We start from the raw sequence: 14,071 nt of genomic DNA, 5'->3' as shown, positions 1-14,071 counted from the left end.
GACCTGCGCCTGCGCACCCACCTGATCCCGCCGGCGCGCGCGCAGGCGCACGGTGGAACTCCCTTCACGGAGTCCGCCCATGACCTTTTCCCTGCCTTCCCGCCACCTGTCGATGCCCTTGGCAACCCTGATCCTGTTGGCGTTGTCCGTTGCCGGCCCGGTCGCTGCCAGCCCGCCGCGTTACATTGACCTGGCCGAGCGCCTCGACCCCGGCGAGCCCGCTGACGACTCCGCCTACCAGGACCTGAACCGGTGGCTGGCCAGCGAATTCACCGATGCCTGCCCCGATGCCTTCTGCGCCGGCGCGTTCGACAACTACCGCCCGCTGCGCCTGAACTGCGTGGTCGATACCCGCCAGGACCAGATCCAGGCCTGTCGGTTTGCCGTGGTCGCCAGCCAGAGTCGGGTGCACCCCGGCAACGGAGCGATCACCACCGAGCTCAGCCAGTGGTACTGCCCGGTGCCGTTGCCGTCGGGATTGCCGGTGGCGGCGTTCCTCTCCGCCATGACCACGCTGCAGCCGGACAGCTCCGGCTACCTGTTCAACCACCTGCCCGGTTCGTCGCAGTCGCTGTTCGACGTGCTGCGCCGCTGCCTGCCCTGATGCCCTGATGCCCTGACCCGAGGAGAACCACCATGCCTGTCATTCCCTTTCTGATCCGGTGTTCCCTGCTGTCCGCCGCGCTGCTGTTCCTGCTCCCTGCCTCGGTGGCGCGCGCCGCAGCGGGTGTTCCGCCCTTGCACGTCGACCTGGTCGATTACCCCACGCCGCAGGCGAACTGGTCCGCGTTCCGGGACCTGCGCCACCGCCTCGAAGCCGGGTTCGACGACGTCTGTCCCGACACCTTCTGCGAAGGTGAGTACACCGACTACCAACCGTTGAAGCTGCGCTGTTCGGTCGAGCGGGCTACTGGCAGGGTCAACGTCTGCGGGTGGGCATTTGCCGCCAGCGAGCTGCGGGTCGATCCGGCGACCGGGGCGCTGCAGCGGCAGCAACCGACCTGGCTGTGCCATTTCCCGATCGGGGGCGGAACCACCGTAGCGGCGTTGTTGGCGGCAATGGAGGGGCCGCAACCGCTGTTCCAGCGTCTTCCCGGCACGGGGGAGACCCTGTTCGAGGCGCTGGGAGACTGCCTGCGCTAGCCTGCACGCATGGACTCCCTGCTTGCCGCCGCCGCTCGTGCCCTCGCCGCAGGCGATGTGCTGACTGCGTTGGGCCATGTGGCCCTGCGCAGTGATCCGCCGGCACTGGCACTGCGCGGTGTCGCCATGGCCCAGCTGGGCGAGCTGGAACGGGGCCGGGAGCTGCTGCGTCTGGCCTGGCGCGGTTTCGGTACCGACGAGGTGCAGGCCCGGGCGCGCTGTGTCGTCGCCGAGGCGGAAGTAGGACTGGCGCTGCGTGATCTGGCTGGCAGCCCCGCGCCGCTGCTGGCCGCAGCCCGTGCCCTCGAGGCCCGTGCCGATCCCCACAATGCGCTGCAGGCATGGTTGATCCTGGCCCGCCGATGGTTGTTGCTTGGGCGGCGGAAGGAAGCCGAAGCGGCCTTGGCGCAGCTGCAGTCGAAGGTGCTGACGCCGGCCCTGGCAGCCATGGCCGGCCTGACCGAAGCCGCCTTGGCTGCACGTGCGCTGCAGGTGCCGCAGGCAGCGGCAGCGCTGGAAGCGGCGACCGCCGCCGCGCAGGCGTCGGGCATCACAACATTGCAGGCGGAAGTCGCGCAGGCACGCACCCACCTCACGCAGCCGGCAGCGCGTCGGGTCGCGCGCAACAGTGCTGACCGCCTGCTGGATCTGCATTCAGTGCAACATCTGCTTGCCTCATCGGCCTGCGTGGTCGACGGCTGCCGGCGCGGCGTGTGGGTGGGCGGCCGCTGGCGGCCACTGGCACGGCGGCCGCTGCTGTTCGCATTGCTGCGTGCGTTGGGGCAGGCGTGGCCCGGGGATGTCGAACGCGAGGTATTGATTGCCGATGTATTCCGCACACGTGATGGCGACCACACCCACCGCGCGCGGCTGCGCGTGGAAATCGGGCGTGTCCGCGTCGCGGTGCAGGGGCTGCTTCAGGTCGAAGCGACCACTGGCGGCTATCGGCTGGTGGCAGCGCCCGGCAACGAGGTTGCGGTACTGATGCCACCGATCGAGGGGGAGCCGGGCGCTGTCGCTGCGCTGTTGGGCGATGGGGCGGCCTGGTCCAGCTCGGCCCTGGCCCTGGCGCTGGGCGCCAGCCAGCGCACGGTGCAGCGCGCGCTGGCGTCGCTTGAAAGCACCGGCCAGGTGCGTGCAACCGGGCGTGGGCGCACGCAGCGCTGGCTGGCCGCACCGCTGTCCGGATTCACGACGATCTTGTTACTCCCCGCCTCGCTGCCGGGCGACTAGGGTGGTTGGCAGGCACCCCTTCCGATGTGCCAGGAGACGCTGCAATGAATATTGAAACGCTGAGCCCTGCCACTGCCCCGCGCGTGCGCGACGCCGAAGTGGCGCGCGAATACGGCCCGTTCGAGGGTGCCGACTGCATCCACGGCGTCAGCTTCGATGGCACGCATGTCTGGGCCGCCACCGGCACGGCGCTGCTCGCCTTGGAACCGGACAGCGGCAAACCGGTTCGCACGCTGGCCGTGCCCTGCGATGCGGGCACGGCATTCGACGGCACCCATCTGTACCAGATCGCCGAAGCACGCATCGACAAGATCGACCCGCACACCGGCCAGGTGCTGGCTTCGATTCCCGCGCCGGGTGGCGGCACCGATTCGGGCATGGCCTGGGCCGAGGGCAGCCTGTGGGTGGGGCAGTACCGCGAACGCCGCATCCACCAGGTCGATCCAGCCACGGGCAAGGTGCTGCGCACGATCGAATCGGACCGCTTCGTCACCGGCGTGACCTGGGTGGATGGCCAGCTCTGGCATGGCACCGACGATGGCGAACGCAGCGACATCCGCCGTGTGGATGCTGGCAGCGGGCAGGTACTGGAACAGTTGCGCATGCCCGCAGGCATGCATGTCAGCGGGCTGGAGGCAGACGGTGCAGGGTTGTTCTACGCCGGTGGCGGGCGCAGCGGCAAGGTCCGCGCGGTGCGTCGCCCGCACGCTTGACGTGCGGTGCAGCCACGCAGGGCGCGGCGCTACGAGGTGCACCCGACCGTTGGTCGGGTGCACCTGATACGTCCTACAGCAGCGGAACCAGCAACAACGCCACGATGTTGATGATCTTGATCAGCGGGTTGATCGCCGGCCCCGCGGTGTCCTTGTACGGATCGCCGACCGTATCGCCGGTCACCGCCGCCTTGTGCGCCTCGCTGCCCTTGCCGCCGAAATGGCCATCTTCGATGTACTTCTTGGCATTGTCCCAGGCGCCGCCGCCGGTGGTCATCGAAATCGCCACGAACAGGCCGGTCACGATGGTGCCGATCAACAGCCCGCCCAATGCACGTGGCCCGAGCAGCAGGCCCACCACCACCGGTACCGCGACCGGCAACAGCGAGGGCACGATCATTTCGCGGATCGCCGAGCGGGTCAGCATGTCCACTGCACGGTCGTACTGCGGCTTGCCGGTGCCCTGCATGATCCCGGGAATCTCGCGGAACTGCCGGCGCACTTCCTCCACCACCGCACCGGCTGCACGCCCCACCGCTTCCATCGCCATCGCGCCGAACAGGTAGGGAATCAGCCCACCGATCAGCAGGCCGATGATCACGGTGTGGTCGGACAGGTCGAAGGCGAACACTTCACCGGGATGGGCGGCCTGCAGGTTGTGGGTGTAGTCGGCAAACAGCACCAGTGCGGCCAGCGCGGCCGAGCCGATCGCGTAGCCCTTGGTCACCGCCTTGGTGGTGTTGCCGACCGCATCCAGCGGGTCGGTGATGCTGCGGATCTCCGGTGGCAGCTCGGCCATTTCGGCGATGCCGCCGGCGTTGTCGGTGATCGGCCCGTACGCATCCAGCGCCACGATCATGCCGGCCATCGACAGCATCGCGGTGGCGGCGATGGCAATGCCATACAGGCCGCCGTGCAGGTGCGCCAGCCAGATCGCCAGGCACACCGCGATGACCGGCAACGCGGTCGACTTCATCGACACGCCCAGCCCGGCGATGATGTTGGTGCCATGGCCGGTGGTGGACGCTTGTGCCACGTGCTGCACCGGCTTGTACTGGGTGCCGGTGTAGTACTCGGTGATCCACACGATCAACCCGGTCAGGACCAGTCCGATCAGCGCGCAGATGTACAGGTTGAACGCGCCATGGGCGTTGTCCGGCATCAGCTGCAGGGTGATCGGGTAGAAGGCGATCGCGGCCAGCACGCCCGACACGATCACGCCCTTGTACAGCGCACCCATGATCGAGCCGCCCGGCTTCACCTTGACGAACAGCGCGCCGATGATCGACGCGATGATCGATACGCCACCCAGCACCAGCGGGTACAGGATCGCGTTGCGTCCGGCCTCGGCGATCATCAGGCTGCCCAGCAGCATGGTGGCGATCACCGTCACCGCGTAGGTTTCGAACAGGTCAGCGGCCATGCCGGCGCAATCGCCCACGTTGTCGCCCACGTTGTCGGCGATCACCGCCGGGTTGCGCGGGTCATCTTCGGGAATGCCGGCTTCGACCTTGCCGACCAGGTCCGCGCCCACATCGGCGCCCTTGGTGAAGATACCGCCGCCCAGCCGCGCGAAGATCGAGATCAGCGAGGAACCGAACGCCAGCCCGACCAGCGCGTGCAGGGCTGCCGCAGTGTCCAGCCCCATCCGCAGCAGCAGCGCGTAATAGCCGGCCACGCCCAGCAGGCCCAGCCCGACCACCAGCATGCCGGTGATCGCCCCGCCGCGGAATGCCACGTCCATGGCCGCACTCAGCCCCTTGCGCGCCGCTTCGGCGGTGCGCACGTTGGCGCGTACCGACACGTTCATGCCGATGTATCCGGCCGCACCGGACAGCACCGCACCGATCGCAAAGCCGATCGCGGTATACCAGCTGAGGAAGATGCCGACGAGCACGAACAGCACCACTCCGGCGATGCCGATGGTGAGGTATTGGCGGTTGAGGTAGGCGCGCGCGCCTTCCTGGATGGCGGCGGCGATTTCCTGCATGCGGGCATTGCCAGCCGGTTGCCGGAGGATCCAGCGTGCCGACACGATGCCGTAGAGAATCGCGAGAATGGCGCAGAACAGCGCCAGAGAAAGCCCATAACGTTCCAGCATGTCCCCTCCCGGGTGATGGATGGCATCCAGTCGACGGATGAACCTCACCACGCGGGGCACAACGGGCTGCAACGATGGACCAACCCGTTCAGACCGTGCCCGGTCATCAAGCGTGTGGCTTTGTTCAGCAATCCTGGTGCGCCCCCCGAGTATGCAGTGAAACCATCGGCCATGACCACCCACTGCGCCCCATTGCGCAGCGAAGCCCACAAGGCAAGGCGCACGAGGCGGTAGCCCCGGCCGTTGGCCGGATCGGCCCTTGGCGCAAACCTGCTGACCACCCGTGCGGCGCCTTGCCACACCATTCATCCACCCAATGCCAGCCTCCCAGCATCCCCAAGGAGGCCCCGCCCATGTCCCCCCGCCACCTCATCCTGCTGGCCCTGCTTCCCGCTCTTGCCGCCACCGCCGCCGAAACCCCCGAACGCCAGCGCCCAGTGGGCGCCGCGCAGGCGCTCAACGTCACCCACACCCTGCGCCAGATTCCCGAAGCCTGCGCGCGTCTGGAAGGCAGGTTCACCGGCGACGCCGCCCAGCCTTACGCCCTCAACGTGGTCCGCACCAGCGAGCAGTGCCAGCCGCGCGCCCGCTTTGTCGATTACGACAAGGCGCAACCCAGCGAAGCCCAGGGCTGGAAACTCAACGACGTGATCCGCGTGCCCAGCGCGGCCTGTCCCGCACAGCAGGCCGTGGTACGGGTCTGGCGCCTGCCGGTGGAGCAGAAGCAGGAGCTTGACGGCCAAGGGCAGTCGCGTATCTACCTGGAAGAAGCGAAGAAGCAGGCCGCCGCCGGCCAGATCGCGAAGATCCCTATGTTTGCCGCGCAGCTGGCGGTGGAAGGCGCCGCCTGTCGGTAATGCCGGCTTCTGGTCCCGACGTATCCGGATCTAATCACGTTCGGGGGAATTCGTAGCCCCGAAGAGAACGGCTTCTGCCGTTCTCTTCGGACCTACGAATTGTTACGGGCCCATTGGGATCCGGATTAAACAACCGTGGCGCCGGATGCATGGCGGTGCCCGGGTTTCCGTTATGCCTCAAACGCCGGCAGTTTCTTTTTTACCGCCACGTTCTTCAGGGTCACGTATTTCGGCAGGCCATCGGTGCCATACGGCAGCGGTGCCTCGCCCTTGATCAACGGCGACAGGTACGCGCGGGCCTTGTCGGTGATGCCGAAACCATCGCGGCGGATGAACCCTGCCGGCATCTTCTTCTCGTGGTTGGCCACCTTGTGCAGCGGCGCCGGCTCGATCTTCCAGCGGTATGGGGCATCGCTGCTGCGCACGATCACCGGCATCACCGCGTTCTGGCCCTTGAGCGCGTACTGCACCGCTGCCTTGCCCACTGCCTGCGCCTGTTCCCAGTCGGTTTTCGAGGCGATATGGCGGGCCGAGCGCTGCAGGTAGTCGGGCAGGGTCCAGTGCACCTTGTAGCCCAGTGCGTCCTTGACCCGCGCAGCCAGTTGTGAGGCCACCCCACCCAGCTGGGTATGCCCGAACGAATCCTTGCCGCCGCCGGCATCGGCGACGAACCGGCCATCGGCGGTCTGGATGCCTTCGGAGGCCACCACCACGCAGTGGCCCACGCGTTCGACCACCTGTTTCACCTTCGCCAGGAACGCGGTCTCGTCATAGGCGCGCTCGGGCAGCAGGATGATGTGCGGGGCCTCGTCCGGCCCGTTTCCGGCCAGCCCGGCGGCGGCCGCCAGCCAGCCCGCATGCCGGCCCATCGCCTCGTACACGAACACCTTGGTGGAGGTTTCAGCCATGGCCGCCACGTCCAGCGCCGCTTCGCGCACCGACACGGCGGTGTACTTGGCCGCCGAACCGAAGCCGGGGCAGGTATCGGTCACCGCCAGGTCATTGTCGATGGTCTTGGGCACGCCGATGCAGGTCAGGTCGTAATCGAAGGCCTTGGCCAGTTGGGAGACCTTCCAGGCGGTATCGGCCGAATCATTGCCGCCGTTGTAGAGGAACCAGCGCACGTCATGGGCGCGCAGCACCGCCAGCAGGCGCTCGTAGCGGGCACGGTCGGCCTCCAGCGATTTGAGCTTGTAGCGGCACGAGCCAAACGCCCCTCCAGGGGTATGGGCCAGCGCCGCGATGGCCGCCGCCGACTCCTTCGAGGTGTCGATCAGCTCCTCGCGCAGCGCGCCAAGGATGCCGTTGCGCGCGGCCAAGACCTTGATTCCCTTGGCCCTGGCGGTGCTGATCACCGCCGAGGCGGTGGCATTGATGACGGCGGTGACGCCGCCTGACTGGGCGTAGAGCAGGGTACCTTTGGACATGGTGGGACCTTTGTCGGGGGAGGGACATTGCAGGGACATTACCGGTATGAGGTAAAGTGCGTGTATTGCGGTGCAGCGTGATTGTGGACAATCCCAGGGCGCGCGCCCTTCCGTTTTTTACCAAGTTGGAGTCAGGTTGATGCGATTGGTTCTGTTGGGACCGCCCGGTTCGGGCAAGGGGACACAGGCGACGCGCCTGAAGGAACACCTCAGCATTGCGCATATTTCCACCGGTGACCTGCTGCGTGCCGAAGTGGCCGCCGGCACCGAGCTGGGCAAGCAGGCCAAGGCCGTGATGGACGCTGGCAACCTGGTGTCCGACGCCATCCTGCTGGGCATGCTGGAATCGCGCCTGGGCCAGAGCGACGTGGCCAATGGCTTCATCCTGGACGGTTACCCGCGCAACGTGGCCCAGGCCAATGCGCTGGATGCGCTGCTGGCCAAGATCGGCCAGCCGCTGGATGCGGTGGTGCAGCTGGACGTGCCGAGCGAACTGCTGGTCGAGCGCATCGCCGGCCGCGCGCAGGAACAGGGCCGCGCCGATGACAATCCCGAATCCGTGCGCCAGCGCCTGCAGGTCTATACCGACCAGACCGCGCCGGTGGTGGATTTCTATGCGGGTCGCGGCACGCTGACGCGCGTTGATGGCGTGGGCGGGCTGGAAGAAGTGGAAGCGCGTATCCACGCGGCGCTCAAGCGCTGATCCGGCCAGGCACTGCTGCGGCAGTGCCTGCAACCCACACGCGCACGCCCGGTCCTTTCGGAACCGGGCGTGCGGTGTAGAGCGCCAGCGATCGGGCTTGCTCAGAGCCCCACATTATGAGCCCCCCTGGGGACGGCCTCTTGGGGAGTAGGACCATCGGGGGTAGTGCGGCTGGCACGACGAATTGTGTCCGTCTTCACAGAATGTTGCTATCGGGATTTTCCTGACAGCACGCATTTACATGCGCGCTGTCGTCCCACAGTTTGCTGCGCAAACCGTGGGCCCCTTTTCATGCTTCCAGACCCCCGCCGCTGCGCTGCCGCCCCCTGACTCAGGGGGGTACGCGCCACCGCATGCGCGCTGTCGCCCCACAGTTTGCTGCGCAAACCGCGGGCCCCTCTTACCATCTCCCACACCCCCGCCGCTGCGCGGCCGCCCCCTGACTCAGGGGGCTTTCCTCCAGACGTAATGCGCTGGCGCGTCTCCCATCGCGGTGGGCGATAGGCGACAATCGGGGGATGAGCACGATCCACATTCTTGGTATTGCCGGCACCTTCATGGGCGGCGTGGCCGCGCTGGCGCGGGAACTGGGCCATACGGTCCGTGGCAGCGACCAGGCGATCTACCCGCCGATGTCCACGCAGCTGGAGCAGCTGGGCATCACCCTCGACCCGGGGTATCGCGCCGACAGCGTGGCCCGCGATTGCGACGACGTGGTGGTCGGCAATGCGCTGTCGCGCGGCAATCCGGCCGTGGAAGCGGTGCTGGATGCCGGCCAGCGCTATATTTCCGGCGCGCAGTGGCTGTCCGAACAGGTGCTGCCGGGCCGCGACACGCTGGCCGTGGCCGGTACCCACGGCAAAACCACCACCACCACCATCCTGACCTGGCTGTTGCAGGCCGCCGGCCGCGAGCCGGGCTTCCTCATCGGCGGGGTGGCCGAGGATTTCGGCGTGTCCGCGCGCGTGGGCCAGGGCCGTGAGTTCGTGGTCGAGGCCGATGAGTACGACACCGCGTTCTTCGACAAGCGCAGCAAGTTCGTGCACTACCGCCCGCTGGTGGCGATCCTCAACAATCTCGAGTACGACCACGCTGACATCTTCCCGGACGTGGCGGCGATCCAGCGCCAGTTCCACCACCTGGTGCGCACCGTACCCGCGCGCGGGCGGTTGATCGTCAACGGCGAAGATGCGTACCTGGCCGAGGTGCTGGCCATGGGGTGCTGGACGCCGGTGGAACGCTTCGGTTTCGACCCGGGCCTGGAATGGCATGCCGAACTGGTCAACGCCGACGGCAGTGCCTTCCTCGTGCACCACCGTGGTGTGGCGCTGGGCCAGGTGCGCTGGTCGCTGCTGGGCCGCCACAACGTGCTCAACGGGCTGGCTGCACTTGCCGCCGCGCACGCGGTGGGCGTTGCGCCGGCCACGGTGATTCCCGCGCTCGCCAACTTCCGCAGCGTCAAACGCCGCATGGAAGTGATCGGCGTGGCCGGCGACATCACAATCTACGACGATTTCGCCCACCACCCCACCGCCATCCATACCACGCTGGAAGGGCTGCGCGCCAAGGTTGGCGAGCGCCGCATCGTGGTGGCGATGGAGCCACGCAGCAACTCGATGCGGTTGGGTGCACACGCCGACGCGCTGGCGCCGTCGCTGGCGCTGGCCGATGCGGTGGTGTTCCTGCACCGGCCGGAACTGGCCTGGGATGCCGCCGGTGTCATTGCCGCGGTGCGTGGCCAGGCGCATGCCGTGCCCGATACTGATGCGCTGCTGGCACAGCTTGGTGCGATCGTGCAGCCCGGCGACCACGTGGTGTTTATGTCCAACGGTGGCTTCGACGGCGCGCCGCGCCGTTTCCTGGCCCAGCTGCAGCAGGCCTGAGGGCCTGCCGCGCCACTCAGGCGTGGTAGCCCATCAACGCGGAAATCTGCTGCGAGGTATCCAACAGCGCCTGCACGTGCGCCGGATCCGGCGTGCCCGGCAGGTAGTGGATCGAGCCGATGATGGCCACCGTGCCGAACAGTTCACCGTTGGCCTGCAACAACGGCGCGGCCAGCGCGTTGATGCCGATGTAGAGCTCTTCGGGCGCATCGGCCCAGCCACGGCGACGTACCAGTTCGATCTCGGCGCGCAGCCGGTCCGGGTCGGTGATGCTGCGCGGCGTGCTCGACGGCAGCGTGCCTTGGGCAAGGAACTGCTGGCGCACCCGATCAGGGGCGAACGCCAGCACTACTTTGCCCTGTGCCACGGTGTTGTGGTGGAAGCGGGTGCCTGGGCGCAGGCTGATTTCCACCGGCGCGGTGCCGCGCAGGAAGTCGATCACCACCACTTCGTTGTCCGAATAGGTAGCAATCACCACCGTCTGCCCGACCTGGTCGCGCAGGCGCTCCAGCACCGGCTTGGCCAGCGACATCACATCGAAGCGGCTGGTGCAGGCACGGCCAAGCAGGAACATCTGCCAACCCACCCGGTAGTGGTTGCTGCGCGGGTCCTGGTCCACGTAACCGTGTTCGCGCAACATGCTCAGGTGGCGGTGGATGCGCGCCTTGGGCATGCCCAGCAGTTCGCCCAACCGGGTGACGCCCAGGCCCGCCGGTGCGGCCGCCAGGGCTTCGATTACCTTGAGCGAGACGATCGCGGTCGGCAGGCCTGGTTCGGCGCCGGTGTCGGCCGGGATTTCAGGGGACGGGGTGTCCCCAGGGGTGCGGGTGTTCTGGCGCGGCATGACGGCCTTCGTGCAAAGGTGGGGCGGAACGTCACCTAGAGTACCCGTGGGGTTACGGCAGGTCGATGTATCGCTCTGCAAAAACACGGTATTGCTGGACCTTGGTCGCTGCCGCGTCCTCGGCGCGCACGTAGCGGATGGAACTGCGCCCCTTCAACTGGCGCGGCAGCAGGAAGCAGCGGACGAACGCGGTAGCTTCGTGCTCGGTGGTCGGTGCCAGCACGGGCGCGTGGCCGAGCTCGAACCACGCGTCGCCGGCGGGGTAGGCATTTTCCTCGCCAAGCGTCTCGATCCGGATCTCGCCATGCAGGCAGATCCGTATGCCAGGACCCTGGTGCACATGGGTGAGTGCAACGCCACCGGCGGGGAAGTCAACCCGATCGCAACGCATCAGCCAGCTGAAGTCCGGATCAAGCTGGAGGGGGGCGGCCAGCTTCAGGATGCTGCGGGAGGCTGGCGCAGACGGCAGCTGCAGCGCCTCGGGCGCATCTGCGCGGGCAAGCTCCCAGCGCCACAGCACCGTGGCTTCGGCGCCGTTATTCAAGGTTGTCTCGCTCTGCGTGACATGGGCATGCGCTTCGCCCAGCCAGCGGCCGTCAGCCGGTCCGTCCACCGACACCCCGCCGCTGCGCACGTACAGCGCCCGGGGGCGGGCCGGCAGGTAAATGGGCGGACAGCCGGCAGGCAGGTGGTCTTCATGGAGGCGCAGGATGAGATCAGACATGGACAACCCTCGGCATATGGTTGACGTATCGTATATCGATACGTACGTCTTGAATATGTTTTGTTTTTGAAATTTATGATCTATAGTGAGACGTCGGTATCGTTCGCCGATACACACTCATACTTGCCACAGATTCCGGAGGGGGAACGCATGGCACGCAGTCCGTCAACGTCGCCACTTGGCGACGCAGGCAACACACGGTGGTGGCAGGGTGCCAGCCGGCAACAGTGGGGCACCTTCCGTTCGGCCTACCTTGGCTGGGCGCTGGACATCATGGACCTGATGTTGTTCGCCATGGTCATCAAGCACGTCAGTGCCGACCTGGGGTTCGACAAATCCGACGCGGGCATGGTGATGTCGGCCACGCTGCTGGCCACGGCCGCCGGTGGCCTGCTGTTCGGCTTCCTGGCCGACCGCATGGGCCGCGCCAAGTCGATGATCCTGAGCATCATCTGCTACTCGGTCGGCACTGCGCTGTGCGGGCTGTCGGACACGCTGGGCCAGCTGATGCTGTTCCGGGTCATTGTCGGCCTTGGGGTGGGCGGGGAATGGTCGGCAGGTTCCGCCCTGGTCAGCGAAACCTGGCCGGCCCAGCACCGCGGCAAGGTCATGGCGTGGATCCAGAGCGCGTTCGCGGCCGGTTACGCCGCTGCAGCGGTGGTGGCGCTTGTGGTGGTGCCCACGTTCGGCTGGCGCTGGGTGTTCGCGGTCGGCCTGTTGCCGGCGCTATTGGCCTTCTACGTGCGCCGCCACGTCAAGGAGCCGGAGATCTGGCTCAACCAGACCAAGCGGCTGGGCTTCGGCGAAACCGTGGGCGCGCTGTTCAACGCGCACCGACGCAACACGCTGGTCGGGTTGGCGTTCACCACGGCTGCCATGTGCGGCTACTGGGGGCTGTTCACCTGGATTCCGACCTACCTGGCCACGCCGGTGGCCGAGGGCGGCCCGGGCCTGGACCTGGTCAAGTCCACGCTGTGGATCGTGATCATGCAGGTCGGCGCGGCGCTGGGCTACATCACCTTCGGCTACATCGCCGACCGCCTGGGCCGCAAGAAGGCCTTCATGATCTTCTTCGCCTGCTCGGCGGTATCGGTGCCGCTGTTCGTGATGATCCAGACGCCGATGCTGCTGATGGCATTCGGCATCGTCGTGGCGTACTTCGGTACCGGCTTCTACAGTGGCTTCGCGCCGACTTTCGCTGAAATGTTCCCTACCTCGGTACGCGCTACCGCGCAGGGGTTTGTCTACAACGGCGGCCGCGCCATTGCTGCGATCGCACCGGCCCTGATCGGTTTCCTCGCCACGCGCTACGGCGTCGGCAGCGGCCTGCTGGCCACCGCCGCCTTCTTTGCGTTGGCGGGCCTGATCGTGCTGCTGTTCCTGCCCGAAACCAAGGGCGCGGAACTGACCTGATTCAACCGGAGACCGACATGCCGATCATCCAAGTGACCCTGGTGCAGGGCCGCGACGAACAGAAAGTGCAGAATTTCATCCGTGAGGTGGCCCGCGCGGCGCACCAGCAGCTGGACGCGCCGATGCACACCATCCGGGTGATGGTGAACGAAGTGTCGCCGCAACGCTTTGCGGTGGGCGACGTGCTCAAGAGCGATCCACCGGCTGGGGAGGCGGCATGACCGCGTCGCTGTCGGCGGCCGAGATCGTCGCCCACGCCACCGACCTGCACCGCGCGCTGCGTGACGGGCAGGCCATCGAACCGCTCAGCGAACGCATCGCCGGGCTGCGACTCGAAGATGCCTATGCGATCTCCCGCAATCTGCTGCAGCGGCGCCTGGACGAGGGCGAGCGCGTGGTCGGCAAGAAGATCGGTGCGACCAGTTCCGCGGTACAGCGCATGCTGAAGGTGGACCAGCCGGACTTTGGCTTTCTTACCGACCGCATGGCGGTGCGCAACGGCGCGACCCTGTCGCTGGACGGCATGATCGCCCCGCGCGCCGAAGGCGAGATCGCCTTCCACCTCAAGCACGATCTATGCGGCCCGGGCATCACCCACCACGACGTGGTCGCGGCGACCGAGTCGCTGTCGGTGTGCTTCGAAATCGTCGATTCGCGCATCCGCGACTGGAAGATCGGCATTACCGACACCGTGGCCGACAACGCGTCGGCGGCCGCATTCGTGCTCGGCGACCGCCGCGTCCCGCCCAAGGGGCTGGACCTGGGCACGCTGGGCATGGTGGTGGAAAAGAACGGTGAGCTGGTCGCCAGCGGTGCCGGTGCGGCTGCGCTGGGCTCGCCGATCAACTGCGTGGTGTGGCTGGCCAATACGCTCGGCCGGCTCGGTACCCCGCTCAAGGCGGGCGAAACCATTCTGTCCGGTGCGCTGGTGCCGCTGATCCCGGTGCAGCGCGGCGACCACATGTGCGTGCGCGTGGGCGCACTGGGCAGTGCCGAAGTGCATTTCGCCTGAGCCTGCTTCCTCCTCCAA

14 protein-coding genes are annotated in these 14,071 nt (G+C 67.2%); 10 read left to right on the top strand and 4 right to left on the bottom strand.

Going from position 1 to position 14,071, the window contains the following annotated elements; genetic code table 11:
• Positions 1–79: 79 nt before the first annotated feature.
• From J7J08_RS04340 to J7J08_RS04325, 4 genes are read left to right on the top strand one after another with little or no spacing between them, the layout of a single operon-like run.
• The gene (locus tag J7J08_RS04340; protein WP_214901832.1) at positions 80–604 is read left to right on the top strand and encodes a hypothetical protein; all 525 of its coding nucleotides are present in this window, start codon (positions 80–82) and stop codon (positions 602–604) included.
• 32 nt (positions 605–636) lie between these two features.
• The gene (locus tag J7J08_RS04335; protein WP_214901831.1) at positions 637–1,143 is read left to right on the top strand and encodes a hypothetical protein; all 507 of its coding nucleotides are present in this window, start codon (positions 637–639) and stop codon (positions 1,141–1,143) included.
• Positions 1,144–1,152: 9 nt separating this feature from the next.
• Positions 1,153–2,376 carry a helix-turn-helix domain-containing protein gene (locus tag J7J08_RS04330; protein WP_214901830.1) on the top strand — a complete coding sequence of 408 codons (1,224 nt, stop codon included), beginning with the start codon at positions 1,153–1,155 and terminating at the stop codon, positions 2,374–2,376.
• A gap of 44 nt (positions 2,377–2,420) precedes the next feature.
• Positions 2,421–3,089 (top strand): glutamine cyclotransferase, encoded by a 669-nt coding sequence (locus tag J7J08_RS04325; protein WP_214901829.1) that lies wholly within the window; start codon positions 2,421–2,423, stop codon positions 3,087–3,089.
• A 73-nt stretch (positions 3,090–3,162) separates the two neighbouring features.
• Here J7J08_RS04325 and J7J08_RS04320 read toward each other — a convergent pair whose 3' ends face one another.
• Complete coding sequence (locus J7J08_RS04320) at positions 3,163–5,190, bottom strand: sodium-translocating pyrophosphatase (protein WP_214901828.1); 2,028 nt, start codon at positions 5,188–5,190, stop codon at positions 3,163–3,165.
• Positions 5,191–5,543: 353 nt separating this feature from the next.
• Between J7J08_RS04320 and J7J08_RS04315 the strand changes: the two genes are divergently transcribed.
• The gene (locus J7J08_RS04315) at positions 5,544–6,047 is read left to right on the top strand and encodes a hypothetical protein (RefSeq protein ID WP_214901827.1); all 504 of its coding nucleotides are present in this window, start codon (positions 5,544–5,546) and stop codon (positions 6,045–6,047) included.
• A 170-nt stretch (positions 6,048–6,217) separates the two neighbouring features.
• Here the strand turns inward: J7J08_RS04315 and J7J08_RS04310 are convergent, their stop codons facing one another.
• Entirely contained in the window at positions 6,218–7,474 is a 1,257-nt protein-coding gene (locus J7J08_RS04310) for a 6-phosphofructokinase (RefSeq protein WP_214901826.1), read from the bottom strand.
• 139 nt (positions 7,475–7,613) lie between these two features.
• Here J7J08_RS04310 and J7J08_RS04305 point away from each other — a divergent pair, with 139 nt between their 5' ends.
• Together J7J08_RS04305 and mpl are read left to right on the top strand one after the other, a co-directional pair.
• On the top strand, positions 7,614–8,177 hold the full coding sequence (locus J7J08_RS04305; RefSeq protein WP_214901824.1) for an adenylate kinase: 564 nt from the start codon (positions 7,614–7,616) through the stop codon (positions 8,175–8,177).
• A gap of 518 nt (positions 8,178–8,695) precedes the next feature.
• The gene (gene mpl / locus J7J08_RS04300; RefSeq protein ID WP_214901822.1) at positions 8,696–10,060 is read left to right on the top strand and encodes a UDP-N-acetylmuramate:L-alanyl-gamma-D-glutamyl-meso-diaminopimelate ligase; all 1,365 of its coding nucleotides are present in this window, start codon (positions 8,696–8,698) and stop codon (positions 10,058–10,060) included.
• Between the two features lie 16 nt (positions 10,061–10,076).
• Here the strand turns inward: mpl and J7J08_RS04295 are convergent, their stop codons facing one another.
• Together J7J08_RS04295 and J7J08_RS04290 are read right to left on the bottom strand one after the other, a co-directional pair.
• Positions 10,077–10,904, bottom strand: a complete 828-nt coding sequence (locus tag J7J08_RS04295) for an IclR family transcriptional regulator (protein ID WP_214901820.1) — start codon at positions 10,902–10,904, stop codon at positions 10,077–10,079.
• Positions 10,905–10,956: 52 nt separating this feature from the next.
• A complete protein-coding gene (locus tag J7J08_RS04290) occupies positions 10,957–11,628 on the bottom strand; it encodes a hypothetical protein (RefSeq protein WP_214901818.1) in 672 nt (223 codons plus the stop codon).
• Positions 11,629–11,778: 150 nt separating this feature from the next.
• Here J7J08_RS04290 and J7J08_RS04285 point away from each other — a divergent pair, with 150 nt between their 5' ends.
• Genes J7J08_RS04285 through J7J08_RS04275 form a run of 3 tightly spaced genes read left to right on the top strand, consistent with a single transcriptional unit; the run spans position 11,779 to position 14,053 of the window.
• Positions 11,779–13,041 (top strand): MFS transporter, encoded by a 1,263-nt coding sequence (locus J7J08_RS04285; RefSeq protein ID WP_214901816.1) that lies wholly within the window; start codon positions 11,779–11,781, stop codon positions 13,039–13,041.
• Positions 13,042–13,058: 17 nt separating this feature from the next.
• Positions 13,059–13,262, top strand: a complete 204-nt coding sequence (locus tag J7J08_RS04280) for a tautomerase family protein (RefSeq protein WP_214901814.1) — start codon at positions 13,059–13,061, stop codon at positions 13,260–13,262.
• Positions 13,259–14,053: a fumarylacetoacetate hydrolase family protein gene (locus J7J08_RS04275; RefSeq protein ID WP_214901812.1), complete on the top strand. Its 795-nt coding sequence runs from the start codon at positions 13,259–13,261 to the stop codon at positions 14,051–14,053. Before J7J08_RS04280 ends, J7J08_RS04275 begins: the two co-directional genes overlap by 4 nt.
• Positions 14,054–14,071: the final 18 nt, after the last annotated feature.

The organism is Stenotrophomonas sp. ISL-67 (assembly GCF_018612915.1).
Taxonomy (GTDB): Bacteria; Pseudomonadota; Gammaproteobacteria; order Xanthomonadales; family Xanthomonadaceae; genus Stenotrophomonas.
This window is presented reverse-complemented; position numbering and strand designations above follow the sequence as displayed.